This window comes from Nitrincola nitratireducens, assembly GCF_000585235.1.
GTDB lineage: Bacteria > Pseudomonadota > Gammaproteobacteria > Pseudomonadales > Balneatricaceae > Nitrincola > Nitrincola alkalisediminis.
Window position 1 is genome coordinate 23,953 of the sequence record NZ_AONB01000012.1, and the last position, 18,486, is coordinate 42,438.

An 18,486-nucleotide genomic window follows, 5' to 3' on the forward strand; every position below is an offset into this window, starting at 1 on the left:
TTCTTTTTTAGTAAAAAAACTACAAGGATATTGTAACTAACTACAGGTAAATTTTATACGCTAAGAGTATAGACGTTGGACTAAAGTCAGTACAGAAGCGATGAATGGTCCATCCTTATTGGCGGAATGCGCGAGGTTTATGCTCGGAAGTTTAGGTGTTTTTCAAACAATCAAGGTATTTCAGATCACTTTACTAGGATATCTGTGCTATTCTTTCAAACAAATAGGTATGTAAAGCGGGGGCTTGTTGATGTCGAATTCATCTGCCGAGGGTGATGCTTCTTATCAGCAAATAAAACGTCTAAATCAAATTGGCATCGCGCTCTCTTCACAGCGGGATAAGCGCCAGCTTTTGTCCCTCATACTAACGAGCGCTCGTGAGCTTACGGGCGCTGAAGCAGGCACTCTCTATATCCGCGAAACCAGCACGCTGTACATGCGTGAAACGGATGTGCCATCACTCAGATTTGATATCGTTCAAAATGATCGTCTTAATATTAATCTGGGTGGTCGAGATCAATCCCCAGTGGATAATTTCCCCCCGATTCCCTTGTTAACAGAAGACGGCAAACCCAACGACAAAATGGTTGTAGCATGGTCTGTGAATAACAACCGAACGGTGAATATTCCAGACGCCTACGCCCATGAAGGCTTTGACTTTTCGGGGACACGAGCCTTTGATCAGCGCACGGGCTATCGTTCCTGCTCATTTTTAACGGTGCCACTTTCTGACCACGATGGACACGTGATTGCAGCCCTGCAGTTGATTAATAAGCTAAACGACAAGGGCAAGATCTCCGCATTTACACAAAAGGACCAAGAGTTAGCAGAGTCTTTGGCCTCCCAAGCGGCCATGGCTATTATTAACCAGCGTCTGATTAATGAAATGAAAACGCTGTTCGATAGCTTTACACGTGTTATTGCAACCGCTATCGACAGCAAGTCACCGCATACGGGCAATCACTGCCGCCGCGTACCTGACGCAACACTGATGCTGGCCGAGGCCGCTTCGCGTTCAAACCATCCCGCCTTAAGCATTTTAAAATGACCGAGGCTGATTTTTATGAGCTAAAAACGGCGGCGTGGTTGCATGACTGTGGAAAGGTTGTAACCCCCCACCATGTCATGGAAAAGTCACGAAAACTTGAGACAGTCATTGATCGAATCGGCTGGGTAGAGGATCGGCTTGAAATTCTGTTGCGTGATTTACGCATCAATGCTTTAGAACTAAAAATTCAAGTACTAGAGCAGGGGGCGAATGTCTTAGCAGACCTTGAATCCCTCAAGGAAAGAGAACAAACCCTCTTAGAAGATATGGCGTTTTTACATCAGTGCAATATGGGTGCGGAATTTGTAACAGATGAAGATTTGCTGCATCTTGAGCGCATTCGCAATTATGTATGGGCAGATAAAAAAGGCCATGAGCGCACCTTTTTAACCGACGATGAATATCGCAATCTCTGTATACGCCGTGGCACGTTAAATCCCGAAGAGCGTAAAATCATGGAAGGCCATATGACCGCAACCTTGAGCATGCTGGAGCAACTGCCATTTCCTGAACACCTGAAAAATGTTACTGAGTATGCCGTGTGTCACCATGAGCGCATGGACGGTAAGGGCTATCCACGAGGCTTGTCACGCGATCAAATGTCTATACCGGCTCGAATTATGGGCATAGCGGATGTGTTTGAAGCCCTAACAGCACCTGAGCGTCCCTATAAACAGCCAATGAAGCTGTCGCAAGCGCTCGCCATCATGGGACGAATGGTTGAGGATAACCACTTGGACCCTGACTTGTTTCAAGTCTTCGTTGAAGAAAAAGTATACATGACCTATGGAGCTAAGCACATGAAACCTGAGCAAATGGATGAAGTGAATCTTCAGGAGCTTAAGGGACTGAACAGGAGTGTTGTATGAAGGTGCAGGTGCTGGGGTGCAGTGGTGGAATCGGAGTCGGTGAATTTACGACCTGTGTTCGCATCAATGAGGATATTCTCTTGGATGCAGGAACCGGTTTGGGATGTTTAACTCAGGCTGAGTTAACTCAGTTGCGTCATGTGTTTATCACGCATTCGCATTTAGATCATGTGTGCTTGCTTCCCATGCTCATTGATAATCAGTTCGAGTTGTTAACATCCCCTATCCATGTATATGGCGTGTCGCCAGTATTGGAAAGTCTGCATCAACACATTTTCAATTGGAAAATTTGGCCTGACTTTACGCAATTGCCGTCTGCAGATGCACCTGTGATGGCCTTTACGACCTTAACGTCAAATGAGCTTTGAACTGGGTGGGGTGTCCTTTACGCCCTTTGACGTTGAGCATGTGGTGCCAACGACAGGTTATGCGATTGTTTCGGAAGGCGGTCGACTGTTTGTATTTACCAGTGACACCACATTAAATGAAGGATTGATTAAAAGCCTTAATCAGCTGGGCCCCATTCATAGTCTGATGATTGAATGTGCCATGCCCAGTCGGATGCAAGACCTGGCCATCGCTTCAAAACACATGACACCCACCATGTTGAAAGAATTATTACTCTGCTTGGGAACCATGCCTGAACGAATTCTTATTTCTCATATCAAGCCATACTATGTTGATGAAGTGGAAGCTGAGTTAATGTCATTGCACCTCAAGTCAGAGCTGGTGCTTTTGTCGTCGGGCCAGTTTTTTTTCCTTTAGCATAATCGATGCACGCCAGAAACCGAGCTTGTCACCATCAATAAAATGCACATGCTCATCTGCTTGAAAATCTTCAACTAAACAGGTGAGCGAGGTCGCCTCGCTGAAGGCATAGCCGTAAATGATTTCATTGCGGCTTTCGCCTTTGTCGAGCAATGCCAGAAGTTGGCCAATTTCTTCCAAGGAAAGGTCAAAGACCATTCTGGGACCTCCAGCTTGCTTGCGAAAGTCACTGTGCAACACGAGAGTATTCAGATAGCGCTTCGCATTAATCGATAAAAACTGTCCTCCAAGTCGCCATCCAAGCCAGAGTAACGCAGAGCCTAGATAAGCACCTAAAATGCGCATGGCTTTTGGCCGAGTAGAAGGGGTGGATAACTCACGTTTCAGAGATTGAATAGAAGGGTGAGCCGGTGGAGAAAGCGCATCACTATTGCCCAAAGGGGATGCTCTGCGCTCTTGGATTAACACGTGGATTTGATCCATCAACGCGCGTACGTGTTCAATACCCACGTCTCCTTCATGAACAGGGTCGACGATTAATGAAACGATTTTCCCTTGTCGGCTTGGGATGGGGTGCCAGCGGCAGGAGAGATTATCGAGGCCCAACAATTCCCCAGACTTGGGTTGAAGTTGACGTTCGGGTTGTTCTTTAACCCAACGATCGGCCTCTGTGATCCCTCTACCTAAAAATAATCCAAACGCATTGCGTGCGCCGACCTGTTGCAAACTGGCATACACAGGAAAGCCAGACGCCTTAAGCTCTTTGACGGCGACAATCCCAACGCGCAAATGAATGCCAAATGCGTCCTGTGCCCAATACGCGAGCGCGGCCAAAACATCAGACATGCGCTCCTGCAAGTCAATCGGGCAGGCGGCTATGATGCCATCCCCACCAAACTGAACAATCGGCAAGGTTGTGCTTGGTTTTAGCAGATGGCTAACGGCGGCTACCGCACCTGCCGCAATAAAATTAATATCTCGATCGCGTCCCTGGCTGGCCAGATCGGTGCTGGAAACAACATCGGCCACTGCAATGATCCACTGATCATCAAGCTCGTCATACCAGCTAAGGTCCGCTGAGTTGACTTCAAAGTTGACAATTCGCTTTAGGCCCATAGAAATTGGTCGTCCGATTTGTTGTAGATCTATGATCAGCATACAGGTGCTGATGTGTTTTGGATCATTACATACAACTTCCGTCGAATATACAATTGAATAGGGTCTTAAAAGACGGATAATTATTTAAAGTTAAATAACAATCATACTTATTTGTATTGACCTTTTGTAAAGAAATGAGAATAATTGCCTTTAAGGTTATGTCGCTGGTCTAAAATGCCAACCGCTTAACGTCAATTCACTTGAACGCTAAAAAGGTTATCTCTTATGCAAAAGAAACTGCTTACGGGTATCGCACTGCTTGGATCTCTGGTCATTGCTCCATTGGCCTCGGCTGCGAGTTTGACAGTCTATTCTGGCCGTGGTGAAGCGCTGGTTCAGCCGATTATCGATCAGTTTGAAAAGCAAACAGGCAATAAAGTTAACGTGCGTTACGGTGATACGGCTCAATTGGCGGTTCTCATTCAAGAAGAAGGTGATCGCTCACCTGCTGACGTATACTGGGGGCAAGATGCAGGTGCAATGGGCGCATTAGCCAATGCAGGTTTGTTAGCCACTTTGCCAGAAGACATCTACAAAGATTTACCGGGTGTATTTACCAGTAAAACCGGCCAGTGGGTTGCGGCCAGTGGTCGTTCACGTGTGATCGTCTATTCAACTGAGCGTGCATCTGCAGATGATATCCCAGCATCTGTATTTGACCTGACAGACGAAAAATTTAAAGGCCGCTTTGGCCTAGCACCAACAAACGGCGGTTTCCAGTCATTTGTAACAGCTATGCGTGTTAAGCACGGTGATGAAGCAACCTTGGCTTGGTTAAAAGGCATGAAAGCCAATGAGCCAAAAATCTACCGCAACAATACCACTCAAGTACAAGCGGTTGGTGATGGTGAGATAGACTTTGCGTTGGTAAATAATTACTATTTACCCCGTTTTGTTGCAGCGAACAGTGAGTACCCTGCGAAGCAGACGTATTTTGCTGAAGGCGACATCGGAAACTTGATGAACGTTGCGGGTGTTGCAGTCCTGAAGAGCAGCAAAAATCAAGACGCTGCCAATGCATTTGTTCAATACATGCTAACGCCTGCTGCACAACAATACTTCACATCGTTTGTGAATGAGTACCCAGTGGTTGAGGGCATTATCCCGAATGCAGTATTGGGTGATCTTGACGAGATGCTGAAATTGGCGCCTGAAATTGATCTGGATCAGTTAGCTGATTTGGAAGGCACATTAAAGCTTCTGCGTGATGCTGAATTGCTGTAAGTATAGTTCAAATACGAAGCGTTGTTCTTGGTAGCGCTTTGTTTAAGTAGAGTCGAAGCCAGTGTTACTTGTAACATTGGCTTTTGCCATTTTTAAATACCAGTGTTTTCGTAAATAGATACTGTGTCAGATCTAACAATAGTGAGACCTAATGAGTAGTACAGTCGTAAAGTCCGTTGCAGTATCAGAGGTGCTAGCGTCCGTTAAAAGACCGCCACTTTATATTCTGGTTCCGGCTTTATTGGTTGCGCTATGCATGCTGATTCCCCTGGTTTACCTTTTTTTACGAGCAGGGCAGGCGCAGCCTGATCAACTGCTTGAGTTGGTGTTTCGACCGCGAAACGCACAACTGCTACTCAACACACTTTCCCTAACGGGTGGTGTCTTGCTAATTTGTACCTTTCTTGCGTTGCCTTTGGCTTGGCTGGTCACGCGCACAAATATTGCAGCGAAGCGCTTTTTAACGATTTTAGCCGTTGTGCCTTTGGCTGTTCCCGGTTATGTCATGGCCTATGCTCTTCTGGGAGTGGGCGGCAATATGGGCGCTTTAAATCAGCTTTTTGGTATCCGGGTGAATAATATATCGGGCTACTGGGGCGCTGTCTGGGCCTTGTCCCTTTACACCTATCCGTACATTTTTTTGAACGTGCGCGCGGCATTGCTAGGCTTGGATTCAAGCCTCGAAGAAAGCGCGCAAAGTTTAGGCTACTCAAAATCCATGGTCTTTTTAAAAATCATCTTGCCGCATCTTCTGCCTGCGTTATTGGCGGGGTACATGGTGGTTGGGTTATATGTTTTAGGGGATTTTGGTGCTGTTGCGTTAATGCGATACGAAGCATTCAGTTACGCTATTTTTACGCAGTATTCAGGTGCATTTGACCGAATCTATGCAGCTTGGTTGTCCATTATGCTGTTAGCACTGGCGGTTTCATTTTTAGTGGTCGAGGCCTTGATCTTAAAGCGTAAGCGCTTAGCCAGCGTCGGCAGTGGGGTTACGCGTCCGGCGCGTATGTTTGAATTAGGTAAGGCATCACCGATTGCGTGGCTTTATATCCTGGTCGTGTTAGGCACTTCAATTGGGTTGCCAGTGGCCATGTTGTCCTACTGGTTACTCATCGCCCCACCGGATGTGAGTATTTTTTGGCAAGTGCCTTGGACCTTTCTTCGCTCGGCCTCGGCCGCTGCACCTGCGGCGATTCTTGCCGCCGCCTTGGCGCTGCCCGTGTGCTACTTATCGGTTCGTTATCCCTCTCGCTTAACCAGCATGATTGAACGTTCTACGTATATTGGTTACGCGCTACCGCCGTTAACCTTGGCATTGGCCATGGTTTTCTTCTCATTGCAAACGGCGTATTTCTTTTATCAAACGCTTGGGCTTTTGATTGTGACCTGGACCTTGGCGACGCTCGCGCTCGCGATGGGGCCTATTCGCAGTGCCATCATGCAAACGCGCGCCAACACCGAAGAAGCGGCCTATGCGCTTGGATACAGCCCAGCGGCTACGTTTTACCATGTTATGTTTCCTCGCTTAAGACGAGGAATTTTGGCGGCACTTGCCCTTGTGTTTCTATTTTGTATGAAAGAACTGCCGATCACCTTTTTACTTGCACCTACGGGTTATAGCACGTTGGCGGTCACCGTCTTCTCGAGGACGTCGGAAGGGATGATGGCGGAAGCCGCTCCTTTTGCGGCCGCCATTGTGATCTTTTCCAGTTTATCCGTGGGTATGGTTCTTAACCGTGAAAAAATTAAGGGGAGCCGATGAACAGTCGTCAAACAGTTGTTGATGGTATTCAGATAGAAGACCCCAATTTAGATCATCGTCCTGAGCAGATTCAGGTTGATCATCTTTGTAAGCGATATCGGGCCAATGATGCGTTTGCTGTCGAGGATTTGTCTTTCACACTGCATAAAGGTGAAATCTTGGCTCTGCTAGGTCCAAGTGGTTGTGGTAAGACGACGACGCTCAGGATGATTGCTGGCTTTGAGCGGGTGGATTCGGGTCGAATTTTTTTGCATGGGCGTGATGTCACTCACTTGTCGCCCCAGCAGCGAAAAATAGGGATCGTGTTTCAAGACTACGCGCTTTTTCCGCATATGACGATTGAGCAAAATGTGATGTTTGCTATGCGTGAAGTTCCGAAGTCTCAGCGTCCTAAAAAAGCCGAATATTGGCTGGATTTGATGGGCTTGGCGGACTTGAAGGTGCGTTACCCGCATGAACTCTCGGGCGGGCAACAACAGCGTGTTGCGCTGGCGAGGACCTTGGCTGCTGAGCCGGATTTAGTGCTGTTAGATGAGCCTTTTTCCAACCTGGATGCATCCTTACGAGAGTCAACGCGCAATGAAATGCGGGCGCTTTTCAAGCGTGCGGAAACAACCGTTATCTTGGTGACGCATGATCAAGCGGAAGCCTTAACCTTCGCTGACACGGTCGGAGTCATGCAGAAAGGGCGTTTAGCTCAAATTGGAACGCCTCAGCATGTCTATCAAAATCCGGCCAATGCCTTTGTTGCACGTTTTCTTGGGCATACGAACTTGTTGGTAGGAAATGCCGATGGTGGGCGAGTCAAAACACCCTTAGGTGAAGTGTTGATTGCCGATGGGATTGCAACGGGTGAAGTTAAATTATCCTTGCGCCCTGAGGATCTTCACTTGAGCCCCGCACCAAGTTGTGATGCGGCGGCGCGTATTATTGCGCGTGAGTTTAGAGGGCACGATTATTTCTACACGCTAGAACAAGATGGTTATCAATATTGCGTGATTACCCCGAGTCATCATTGTTATGATGTCGGCAGCTGGGTCAATATTAATGTATTGCGCAGTGGCTCAGTGTTACCAGAAGCGGGTTGAGCCCGCTGCTGGTTGAGTCGCAAGGATGGCTTTGGCAACCTTCTTATTTAGCGGCCACAGCACTCTGCTATAAGTACCAAGACAAAATAGGTCCACCCCATAAAATAGCGCACCAGCCAGCGAGGGCTAGATAGGGACCAAATGGCATGGGATTGTTGGCTTGATGCTTGCCCGTTGCCATCATAATGATCGCAAATAGAACTCCCGCAACTGAAGAAAACAAAATGGTCATCGGCAGGGTAAGAACACCTCCCCAAGCACCAATCGCCGCCAGTAGCTTGAAGTCGCCAAACCCCATACCTTCTTTGCCCGTTGCCAGCTTAAAAAGCCAATAAACAGACCATAACGACAAATAGCCCAGCATGGCACCCCAGACGGCATCCTCCAGTGTGGTAATTAACTCAAAACTGTTCAGCAGAAGGCCAAGCCACAGTAAGGGGAGCGTAATGGCATCGGGCAGTAGCTGATGATCAATATCAATAAAAGTCAGGGCTATCAGCGCCCACGTAAAGACCAGCAGTCCTAGTCCAAGGGTTGTAAAGCCAAACTGCCAGCCGATAAAGCCACCGACACAGGCTGAAAACAGCTCAATTAAGGGGTAACGAGTCGAAATAGACGTTCCACATTGGCTGCATTTACCTTTCAGAAGAATCCAGCTGACAACAGGGATGTTTTCAAACCAGCGAATCAGATGTCCGCATTCTTGGCAGCGAGATCGGGGGTGAGCAAGATTAAATGTACTTGTATCCTCAGGTGTAGCGTCTGGCTGATTAGCCGATTGAATGGCCTCTTGCCATTCACGCTCCATCATAACGGGTAGGCGATAAATAATGACATTTAAAAAACTGCCAACCAATAAAGATAAAGCAAAGGCGGCAATGGCCGCCGATGCTGTATATGCGGGAAAGAGTTCGAACAATATCATGCGTTTTTTTAGACCACGTTACCCAACTGGAAGATTGGCAGATACATCGCAATAACCAACCCGCCCACAAGGGTACCCAAAACAACCATGATCAGTGGCTCAAGCAGGCTGGATAGGTTGTCTACGGCGTTATCGACTTCCTCTTCATAAAAAGACGCGATTTTATCCAGCATGGTATCTAGGGAGCCTGCTTCTTCACCGATTGCAATCATTTGCGTCACCATGGGTGGGAAAATACCTGTGATGACCGTTGCGTTTTGCAAGGATTGTCCCGTTGAAACACCGTTGCGAATTTGAATAATGGCATTTCTGAACACGACGTTGCCTGCGGCACCCGCCGCGGAATCCAATGCTGCCACTAAGGGTACACCTGCCGCAAACGTGGTTGATAAGGTTCGAGTAAAACGAGCAATGGCGGCTTTGAACAGTATGGGGCCAAGGATCGGAATCTTTAACACAAACCGATCCACCGCATCAGAGAATTTTTGCGACTTTTCGAGGAGCTTGGTAAACCCAAAGCCAGCAGCCACAAAGCCAATCAGAGCTAAAAACCAGTATTTTTGCGCCAATTCAGATAAGGCAATAACAAACAGCGTAAATGCGGGGAGGTCTGCGCCAAAGCCTCTAAAGATATCTTGGAACTGCGGCACAACTTTGACCAGCAAAATGGCTGATACAACAATCCCGACCGCCACAACCGCTGCAGGGTAGGTCATGGCTTTTTTAATTTTTGCTTTAAGTGATTCAATTTTTTCTTTGTAAGAGGCGATCCGGTCCAACATCGTCTCGAGAGCACCGGACTGTTCACCCGCTTTGACCAAAGAGCAGGTCAGGTCATCAAAAAACTTGGGATGATTAGCGAGTGCGGATGAAAAGTCAGCACCACCATTCACATCGTTGCGAATGGCATAGATCATTTCTTTTAGCTTTACTTTCTCAGAACCGTTCGCAACGATTTCTAGACCTTGCAGTAACGGAACGCCAGATTTCATCATCGTCGCCATTTGGCGAGTGAAAAAAGCGATATCGAGCGGTTTAATGGGCTTGTTTTTGTTGCCGAATAAAGAGACAGAGGCTTGCTTACCCACTTTTTGTGGGTTTATTCCCTGTTTTCGTAAAAGTGCTTTCGCGGCTGCAACGTTTTCAGCATCGATTTTCCCTTTGCTTTTATTGCCACTACGGTCTTTGCCTTCCCAATTGAAGGTAAACTTTTTCTTTTCCTTTGCTGCTTGTGCCATCTGTTTTCAATCCCTTATCAGGTCTTAATTACGCGGTTCATCTCTTCAAGGCTGGTTAAGCCTCTGGCTACTTTGATCAACCCTGATTCTCTCAAGGTGTGGAATCCTTGTTTACGAGCCACCTTCAGTATATCAAGAGAGTTCCCATTCTCCATAATACACTGTGCAATTTCAGTCGACATCGCTAACATTTCATAAACACCTACACGGCCTTTGTATCCACGATTGCATTTTGAGCAGCCATCAGGGTTTGCTTCAAACAGGTGGAGGTCGGGTATTTGTTCTTCAGTGAAGCCTTCTTCACGAAGGGTAGCATGCGGTAACGTTAACGGTTTTTTACAGGATTCGCAAAGCCTTCGTGCAAGTCGTTGTGCAATAATCAAACTGACCGATGTTGCGACGTTGAAGGCCGGAACCCCCATGTTTCTTAAGCGGGTCAGGGTTTCGGGTGCACTGTTGGTGTGCAGTGTTGACAGTACCATGTGACCTGTTTGTGCCGCTTTAATGGCAATTTCGGCGGTTTCAAGGTCACGAATCTCACCCACCATGACCACATCAGGGTCTTGACGCAAGAAAGAGCGCAGGGCTTCGGCAAAGGTTAAGCCGACTTTGGTATTCACGTGAACCTGGTTGATACCATCCAAGTTGATCTCAACTGGGTCCTCGGCCGTGGAAATATTGCGCTCTGATGTATTCAGGATATTTAAGCCGGTATAGAGTGTCACGGTTTTACCCGAACCCGTTGGCCCTGTCACCAGAATCATCCCTTGTGGCTCCTGTAGGGTGCGCAAGTAGAGTTCTTGCTGCAGTGGTTCGAAGCCTAAACCTTCTACCCCTATTTTTGCACTCGATGGATCAAGAATACGCAATACGATTTTTTCTCCCCACAGAGTGTAGAGAGTTAACACGGAAATCGATAGAGCGAGACTTTGATATTTTCATTTTGATGCGCCCGTCCTGAGGAACGCGCTTTTCAGAAATGTCCATTTGCGACATAACTTTAAGACGGGCAGCCAACCGAGTCGATAAATTCAACGGTGGGCGGTGAACTTCTTGTAAAATACCATCAATACGGCAGCGAACTCGATACATCTTTTCATAGGGTTCAAAGTGTATATCCGATGCACCTGTTTTGATTGCATCCATCAGAACTTTGTTAATGAAGCGCACAATCGGTGCTTCACTGGCGGCATCTTCCGCCGAGGGTTCCTCTTCTTTAGAGCTGGCGGTGTCTTGCAAGTCAATATTGTCAAGATCCGCATCGTCAAGATCACCCAGCGTATCCGATTGCTGTTGATCCAGAAACGCATCCAGCGCATTGTTCAATTTGTCCTCTTCGACAATGACCACCTCAGTGGTGATGCCGGTTTGGAACTTGATTTCGTCAACGCCTTGGATGTTGGTAGGATCGGCAACGGCTAGGAACAAACGATTGTCACGTCGCATCAAAGGGAGAACACGGTGTCGGCTCAATAATTTGTCCGAAACCACATCCTTAGGTAGGCTGGCTGTTGGAATCACATCCAGATCGAAAAGTGGCAAGCCAAACTCTTCGGCAGCCGCTGTAGCTGCGCATTGAGCAGTGACTAAACGATTTTTGATGATATAGCTGACAAATGGAAGGTTCTCTTGTCTGGATTTATTCAACGCATCGGTGGCAACCTCTGCCGTAAATACTCCATCCATTACCAATCGTTTTGCCAGTCCGCTGAGCGGCTGAACCACTTGTACCACTCTGTCTCCCACGCTAATCTACTATATATTTGAATTCAGGCAATAAAAGCACAGTTTATCAAACATATCAATTGATAGATTCTGTTCAGCTTCCGCTTTCTTCACTTTTTTCGAATGGATAGGACAAAGATTAGACAATGGATGAGATAAATCGTGCTTGGCGACTTTTACTGCTGCTGACGCTGTACCGCATTTTTTTAGCGGCGGGGTTTGTTGTATTGATGGTGTCGGGTATGCAGCCCATGCCACTCGCGTCATCAAATGCGGATGTGTTTTATTACAGTACATTAGGTTATCTTTGTGTTTCGATTGCATCTTTATATCCTTTACTGCACCGACGACCTCATTATCTGTGGCAGGCCTATGCACTCACGTTGATCGACATCTTAGTCATCATCGTCTGGATGCACTCTAGTGGCGGTGTCAGCAGTGGAGTTGGTATGTTGTTGGTGATCAGTATTGCCAATACCAGCATGATATCGGCTGGAAGAATATCCGGTTTTTTTGCCGCCTTAGCCTCTTTAGCTGTTTTAGCGGAACAAATGTACAGCGTTGCGTTTGGAATGGGAGATCGTGTTAATTTCTCCATGGCTGGGTTGTTGGGGCTAACCTTGTTCGTCACAGCGATATTGGCGAGTGTGTTGGCGAACCGAGCCAGAGAGAATGAGCAGCTGGCTCATCAGCGCGGAATTGATTTAAAAAACATGTCTAAACTCGCCGAGATGGTTATCCAAAAAATGACCACAGGTGTTGTTTTGATCGACAGCCAACGCCAAGTAGTGCTCACGAACTGGGCCGCTCGACAATTATTAGGCGCTCATCATCAGCAAACGCCGATTCATCTTCAGTACTTTAGCCCGGAATTAAATGTACATTTCTTGCGTTTTGAGCGAACCCAGCCCAAAAACACTAAACTATTAATCAAAAATGGCACAGAGTCTTTATTGATGCAGGTGGTTCGGTTGGATGCTTTTCAAGAGGAAGAGGGTCAAAATCACCTGCTGATCTTAGAAGATGCAAATGCATTGGCACAACAGTCGCAGCAAATAAAGCTCGCCGCGCTTGGGCGCTTAACTGCCGGGATTGCGCATGAAGTCCGCAATCCGTTGAGTGCCATCAGTCACGCCAATGCGCTACTGAAAGAATCCCCAGATTTGTCAGCACAGGATGTACGACTGACCGAAATCGTGGAGCAACAAACGCGCCGCATCAACCGAATCGTCGAAGATGTATTGCAACTGGGTAAGCGTGACTCTGTTCAGGCAGAGCATCTGCGTTTACAGGAGTGGCTTCCCCATTTCTTGGCCGAGTTCTACCAAGCCGTGCCGGAGGCCGAATCAAGTTTTACCTTTGAGTCGCCCAAGCAAGAAATTGAAGGATGGTTTGATCCAGCGCATCTGAGGCAAATTTTACATAACCTGTGTCAAAATGCATTTCGTCATGCCTCGCAAGCGCAAGATCCGGCCAGAGTCTTGATTCGCTTTGGCCATATAACTGAGCATCGGGGTTATATTGATGTATATAATAACGGCCCGTCGATCGATCCTGATCATGTTGATCGACTGTTTGAACCTTTTTTTACCACCTCGCCTAAAGGAACGGGGTTAGGGCTGTATATTTCTCGTGAGCTTGCACAAGCCAATCAGGGTGAGCTGCAGTATCGTTCAGATCAAAATAATGGAACCTGTTTCCGAGTCGTGTTCAACACAGCTTTGGTCAAAATGGAGTGAAGATGGAAGACAGAGAAAGCCAGTGTAACGTTTCTCAAACCGTTGAACCTGCACCCTGTGTGCTGATTGTCGACGATGAGCCCGATATTCTCGAATTAATCGACATTACCCTATCCAGAATGGGTGTTCAGTGTTTGTTAGCGGAAACACTGGCGCAGGCGAATCAGATTCTAAAAGAGGAAGCGCACCGTTCATTGCGCTTGTGTTTAACCGACATGCGATTGCCGGATGGAAGTGGTATGGAGCTGATTCGGACAATTCAGGCACATTATCCCAGCTTGCCAGTCGCGATGATTACAGCACATGGAAATATGACGTGTGCGATTGAAGCGCTTAAGGCCGGAGCGTTTGATTTCCTGAACAAGCCCGTCGATATCAAAACGCTGCGTGAATTGGTGACCTCAGCGCTGCGGCTGACGTTAGAAAAGCCTGCAAAAGTCACAACCTTTTCACAGCATCCACTCTTAGGTGTGTCGGAGCCGATCGAGCAGGTTCGGCGCATGATTGATAAGTTGGCCAGAAGCCAAGCACCTGTCTATATCAGTGGGGAGTCGGGGACGGGTAAAGAGTTAGTTGCCCGTTTAATTCATGCGAAAGGCCCTAGGGCAGACAAACCCTTTATTCCTGTCAACTGTGGAGCCATTCCCGCAGACCTAATGGAAAGTGAGCTTTTTGGGCACCGAAAAGGCAGTTTTACTGGGGCAACTTCACACAAGGATGGTTTATTCAAAGCGGCTGAAGGCGGAACGCTCTTTTTGGATGAGGTGGCGGACTTGCCTTTGGATATGCAGGTTAAGTTGCTTCGTGTGATCCAAGAGAAAGCCGTTAGGCCCATAGGGGCTGCACAGGAAGAGCATGTCGATGTGCGGATTCTCAGTGCCACGCACAAGGATTTGGCCAAAAAAGTGGCCGAAGGCGAGTTTCGAGAGGATTTGTTTTACCGTATCAATGTCATCCAACTGCATCTACCTAGTTTACGGGATCGTCGCAGCGACATCGACGTGCTGATTAACCATTTCTTAAAACAATTGGCGTCAGAAATGGAAGTGCCAGTTCCGCGTTTAACAGACTCGGCCCGCGACGCTCTGAATCAGCATGATTTCCCGGGTAATGTCCGTGAGCTTGAGAATATTCTAGAGCGCGCCATGACCCTGTGTGACAGTCAGCAAATCAGCTGTGAAGACTTGTCTTTACGTATGTCAGCACCGTCTGCTAAACCGTCCCAGGCACGAGACACCCAGTCATCATCCGACTGGCGCGATGAATTCACCTACGCGCAGGAAATCGGTTTAGAAGCCTACTTAGAAACCATCGAGCGCGAGATGTTGACGCACGCCCTTAATGAAACCCAGCACAACAAAACAGCGGCGGCTGCCTTGTTGGGGATTTCATTTCGAACGCTTCGCTACCGACTCAAAAAGCTTAACCTTGAATAGTAAGCTCCAGTGCATGAGGGCTAGACGGCGCGCCGGACTAGCCCAGCATTGGCCATAATACGGGTTGCAATCTCTTCAACGGAGAAGTGCGTCGTGTTAATCGAGGGGATACCCAGTTGAATAAAGCGCTTTTCGACTTCACGAACCTCAAATTCGCATTGCTCCAACGACGCATAGCGGCTATTGGGGCGTCGTTCGTTGCGAATCGCGGCTAAATGGAAGGGGTCAATCGTTAAACCGAAGAGTTTTTGCGAATGTGCCATGAGCGCCTCGGGAATGCCAGGCATCTCAAGATCGTCGATCGTGAGAGGGTAGTTGGCGGCGCGAATACCAAACTGAAGTGCCATGTATAGGCAGGTTGGTGTTTTACCGCAGCGAGACACACCAATCAAGATCACATCGGCTTTTCCATATTGTTGGATTCGCCCGCCATCATCATTGTCCAGTGCAAAGTTGACCGACGCGATACGCTCTTTGTAGCGACGACTTTCATTGATGGCGTGAGATTTACCAACCGAATAGGACGAATGCAATTGCAGTTCATGCTCTAAAGGTTTTAAAAACGTTTCAAAGACATCGATTTTATAGCCGTTTGACTTTGAAATAATCTCACGTATTTCTGGATTAACGATGGTATCAAACACAATGGCAGCCGCTCCATCTGCTCGTGTCGCTGCATCAATTTGCTCAGCCACTTTGATGGCTTTTTCAAGCGTGTCTACATAGGGCAGTGTCAGCATTTCAAAATGAATACCATCGAACTGAGTTAATAAACTGTTGCCCAGCGTTTCCGCCGTAATACCCGTGCCGTCCGATATAAAAAAAGCAGAACGTTTATTCAAAAAAGTCTCCAAGAAAGTCTTAAGCCTTTGTGAGTGTTTGTAATTTATTTACAAGTCTGTCCAGGTCGGGATTTTTTAACCTAACTACAGTATCATTTGTTCTCTGAGCAGATTATAAGAATAGTAAAGCAGCCAAGAGTATCACTCTTTGGGTCTGATTCAAGCCCCTATCATGGTCGTGATCATGAGTGAAACTCCATAACAACGAAACATAGCAACTAAGTGTCATACCCTTCAACCACGGGAGATTGGGCCTTGCAGACGTATGTAATTCGCCTTGAACAAACTGGCATGCAAGATGTAGATAAGGTTGGCGGTAAAAATGCCTCCTTGGGAGAAATGATTCATCAACTGACCGATGCAGGTGTACGAGTGCCTGGCGGCTTTGCGACCACGGCTGATGCCTATCGTGATTTTCTTAGCTTTAACCAACTCACCGAAAAAATAGCGAACCTCCTGGATTCACTCGACACCAATGACACGCGCGCTCTAGCTGAAACAGGCCGCACCATACGTCAGTGGATAGTTGATGCGCCGTTTCAACCAGAACTTGAAGAGGCCATCGATACCGCCTACGCCGAAATGATGCAAGAACGTGAATGTGCCGTCGCTGTTCGATCATCGGCCACCGCAGAAGATTTACCCGATGCTTCATTTGCGGGTCAACAAGAAACTTTCCTTAACGTGCGCGGATTGGCGCAGGTTAAACGGTCTATTAAAGAGGTGTTTGCATCTCTCTACAATGACCGCGCGATTTCTTACCGCGTCCATCGTGGCTTTGTTCACAGCGAAGTGGCACTTTCTGCTGGTATACAGCGCATGGTACGCAGTGAAACCGGAGCTTCTGGGGTCATGTTTACCATCGACACTGAATCCGGGTTTCCGCACGTGGTGTTTATTACCGCCGCCTACGGGCTTGGCGAAACAGTGGTGCAGGGGGCTGTGAATCCAGATGAGTTCTACGTCTATAAGCCGACTCTCAAGCTCGGTGCTCCGGCGATTTTAAGGCGAACACTCGGCACGAAAGCCATCAAAATGGTCTACGCCAGTGAAGACGGTGGCAGTGCTGTTGAAACCGTTGATGTCTCCCGAGAGGATCGTAACCAGTTTTGCATTAACGATGCTGACGTTGAGGCGTTGGCAAAAATCGCCGTGATTATCGAAAACCATTACGGTCGTCCAATGGACATCGAATGGGCGAAAGACGGCGACGATGGTCAGCTGTACATTGTACAGGCGCGACCTGAAACCGTTAAAAGTCAGAATTCTCAAGCGGTTATTGAACGCTATCTCCTAAAAGAAAAAGGCAAAGTGCTCATTGAGGGGCGCTCTATTGGGCATCGAATCGGCTCTGGTCAGGTTCGAATCGTGTATCATCTGGATCAAATGCACGAAGTTCAACCGGGCGATGTCCTTGTTACCGATATGACCGACCCCGATTGGGAGCCCGTGATGAAGCGTGCGGCCGCCATCGTGACCAATCGCGGTGGACGAACCTGCCATGCGGCGATCATCGCCCGTGAACTGGGTATTCCAGCCATTGTTGGCTGTGGCGATGCCACCGAGCGCTTGCACAATGATCAGTGGGTGACAGTCTCATGCGCCGAAGGAGACACTGGGCGTGCTTACGAAGGGCGTTTGGCATTCGAACATCAAACCAACAGTGTCGAATCCATGCCAGCCTTGCCTTTTAGCATCATGATGAATGTCGGCAATCCAGATCGTGCCTTTGACTTTCAATCCCTACCCAATGCTGGTGTTGGTCTGGCTCGGTTGGAATTCATCATTAACCGCATGATTGGTGTGCACCCAAAAGCCCTGTTGAATTTTGATCAACAAAGCCGTGACACTCGCCAGATCATATCGCGCCGGATTGCGGGTTATGCATCACCCGTTGACTTCTACGTGGATAAGCTCGTGGAAGGAATTTCCACTCTGGCGGCGGCGTTTTACCCACGCAAAGTCATAGTGCGGATGTCCGATTTTAAATCCAACGAGTACGGGCATCTGATCGGTGGTGATCGTTATGAACCAGCAGAAGAAAACCCCATGCTCGGGTTTCGAGGTGCCGCACGTTATATCTCTGAAAGCTTCCAAGACTGCTTCGAACTTGAATGCCGTGCCTTAAAGCGCGTTCGTGACGAAATGAAGTTAACCAATGTCGAAATCATGGTGCCTTTGTCCGGACTGTGGGCGAAGCGCGTCACGTCGTTGAGCTGTTGGCCGAAAATGGTTTGAAGCGCGGAGAAAATGACCTTCGTGTGATTATGATGTGTGAAATACCATCGAACGCACTGTTAGCCGATCAATTTCTTGAGTACTTTGATGGTTTCTCCATAGGCTCCAACGACCTCACTCAGCTCACACTGGGCTTAGATCGTGACTCGGGCATCGTTGCGCACCTGTTTGATGAGCGCAATGAAGCGGTCAAGATTCTGCTCGAAATGGCCATTAATGCCTGCCACAAAGCCAATAAATACATCGGTATTTGTGGGCAAGGCCCATCGGATCATCCAGATTTAGCCCGTTGGCTGATGGAAAAGGGGATAGACAGTGTCTCGCTCAATCCAGACTCTGTTCTGGATACTTGGTTTTTCTTGGCCAATGAAGAAAAAAGCTAGTCGTTATTGCCAAGCCCGAGGCCGTCGCGCCTCGGGCGTC

13 protein-coding genes and 2 pseudogenes are annotated in these 18,486 nt (G+C 47.9%); 10 read left to right on the forward strand and 5 right to left on the reverse strand.

Features of this window, described 5'->3' with window-relative positions; translation table 11 throughout:
* Window positions 1-250: 250 nt before the first annotated feature.
* From D791_RS20395 to D791_RS19000, 4 genes are read left to right on the forward strand one after another with little or no spacing between them, the layout of a single operon-like run.
* The gene (locus D791_RS20395) at window positions 251-1,048 is read left to right on the forward strand and encodes a GAF domain-containing protein (protein WP_202806862.1); all 798 of its coding nucleotides are present in this window, start codon (window positions 251-253) and stop codon (window positions 1,046-1,048) included.
* Window positions 1,045-1,917 carry an HD-GYP domain-containing protein gene (locus D791_RS20400; RefSeq protein ID WP_202806863.1) on the forward strand — a complete coding sequence of 291 codons (873 nt, stop codon included), beginning with the start codon at window positions 1,045-1,047 and terminating at the stop codon, window positions 1,915-1,917. Before D791_RS20395 ends, D791_RS20400 begins: the two co-directional genes overlap by 4 nt.
* Window positions 1,914-2,285: an MBL fold metallo-hydrolase gene (locus D791_RS18995; protein WP_051514439.1), complete on the forward strand. Its 372-nt coding sequence runs from the start codon at window positions 1,914-1,916 to the stop codon at window positions 2,283-2,285. Before D791_RS20400 ends, D791_RS18995 begins: the two co-directional genes overlap by 4 nt.
* The gene (locus D791_RS19000; RefSeq protein WP_051514440.1) at window positions 2,275-2,682 is read left to right on the forward strand and encodes an MBL fold metallo-hydrolase; all 408 of its coding nucleotides are present in this window, start codon (window positions 2,275-2,277) and stop codon (window positions 2,680-2,682) included. The genes D791_RS18995 and D791_RS19000 overlap by 11 nt, the downstream gene beginning before the upstream one ends.
* Here D791_RS19000 and D791_RS11050 read toward each other — a convergent pair.
* On the reverse strand, window positions 2,638-3,801 hold the full coding sequence (locus tag D791_RS11050) for a DUF3095 family protein (protein ID WP_157682331.1): 1,164 nt from the start codon (window positions 3,799-3,801) through the stop codon (window positions 2,638-2,640). The genes D791_RS19000 and D791_RS11050 overlap by 45 nt on opposite strands.
* 267 nt (window positions 3,802-4,068) lie before the next feature.
* On the opposite strand from D791_RS11050, the gene D791_RS11055 reads away from it, so the two are divergent.
* The 3 genes from D791_RS11055 (at window position 4,069) to D791_RS11065 (ending at window position 7,920) form a co-directional block, all read left to right on the forward strand.
* Window positions 4,069-5,067, forward strand: a complete 999-nt coding sequence (locus D791_RS11055; protein ID WP_036511593.1) for an iron ABC transporter substrate-binding protein — start codon at window positions 4,069-4,071, stop codon at window positions 5,065-5,067.
* A gap of 151 nt (window positions 5,068-5,218) precedes the next feature.
* Window positions 5,219-6,832 (forward strand): ABC transporter permease, encoded by a 1,614-nt coding sequence (locus D791_RS11060; RefSeq protein WP_202806864.1) that lies wholly within the window; start codon window positions 5,219-5,221, stop codon window positions 6,830-6,832.
* On the forward strand, window positions 6,829-7,920 hold the full coding sequence (locus D791_RS11065) for an ABC transporter ATP-binding protein (RefSeq protein ID WP_081763835.1): 1,092 nt from the start codon (window positions 6,829-6,831) through the stop codon (window positions 7,918-7,920). The genes D791_RS11060 and D791_RS11065 overlap by 4 nt, the downstream gene beginning before the upstream one ends.
* 67 nt (window positions 7,921-7,987) lie before the next feature.
* Here D791_RS11065 and D791_RS11070 read toward each other — a convergent pair whose 3' ends face one another.
* From D791_RS11070 to pilB, 3 genes and pseudogenes are all read right to left on the reverse strand, one after another.
* Complete coding sequence (locus D791_RS11070; RefSeq protein WP_036511596.1) at window positions 7,988-8,845, reverse strand: prepilin peptidase; 858 nt, start codon at window positions 8,843-8,845, stop codon at window positions 7,988-7,990.
* A gap of 8 nt (window positions 8,846-8,853) precedes the next feature.
* A complete protein-coding gene (locus tag D791_RS11075) occupies window positions 8,854-10,083 on the reverse strand; it encodes a type II secretion system F family protein (RefSeq protein ID WP_036511599.1) in 1,230 nt (409 codons plus the stop codon).
* Between the two features lie 17 nt (window positions 10,084-10,100).
* Window positions 10,101-11,769, reverse strand: a pseudogene (gene pilB, locus D791_RS11080) (type IV-A pilus assembly ATPase PilB).
* A 185-nt stretch (window positions 11,770-11,954) separates the two neighbouring features.
* Between pilB and D791_RS11085 the strand changes: the two are divergent.
* Window positions 11,955-13,547 (forward strand): sensor histidine kinase, encoded by a 1,593-nt coding sequence (locus D791_RS11085; RefSeq protein ID WP_051514442.1) that lies wholly within the window; start codon window positions 11,955-11,957, stop codon window positions 13,545-13,547.
* Window positions 13,548-13,549: 2 nt separating this feature from the next.
* Window positions 13,550-14,983, forward strand: a complete 1,434-nt coding sequence (locus tag D791_RS11090; RefSeq protein WP_051514443.1) for a sigma-54-dependent transcriptional regulator — start codon at window positions 13,550-13,552, stop codon at window positions 14,981-14,983.
* A gap of 20 nt (window positions 14,984-15,003) precedes the next feature.
* Here the strand turns inward: D791_RS11090 and ppsR are convergent, their stop codons facing one another.
* Window positions 15,004-15,825 (reverse strand): posphoenolpyruvate synthetase regulatory kinase/phosphorylase PpsR, encoded by an 822-nt coding sequence (gene ppsR / locus D791_RS11095; protein WP_036511602.1) that lies wholly within the window; start codon window positions 15,823-15,825, stop codon window positions 15,004-15,006.
* Between the two features lie 255 nt (window positions 15,826-16,080).
* Between ppsR and ppsA the strand changes: the two are divergent.
* Window positions 16,081-18,446, forward strand: a pseudogene (gene ppsA, locus D791_RS11100) (phosphoenolpyruvate synthase).
* Window positions 18,447-18,486 lie beyond the last annotated feature (40 nt).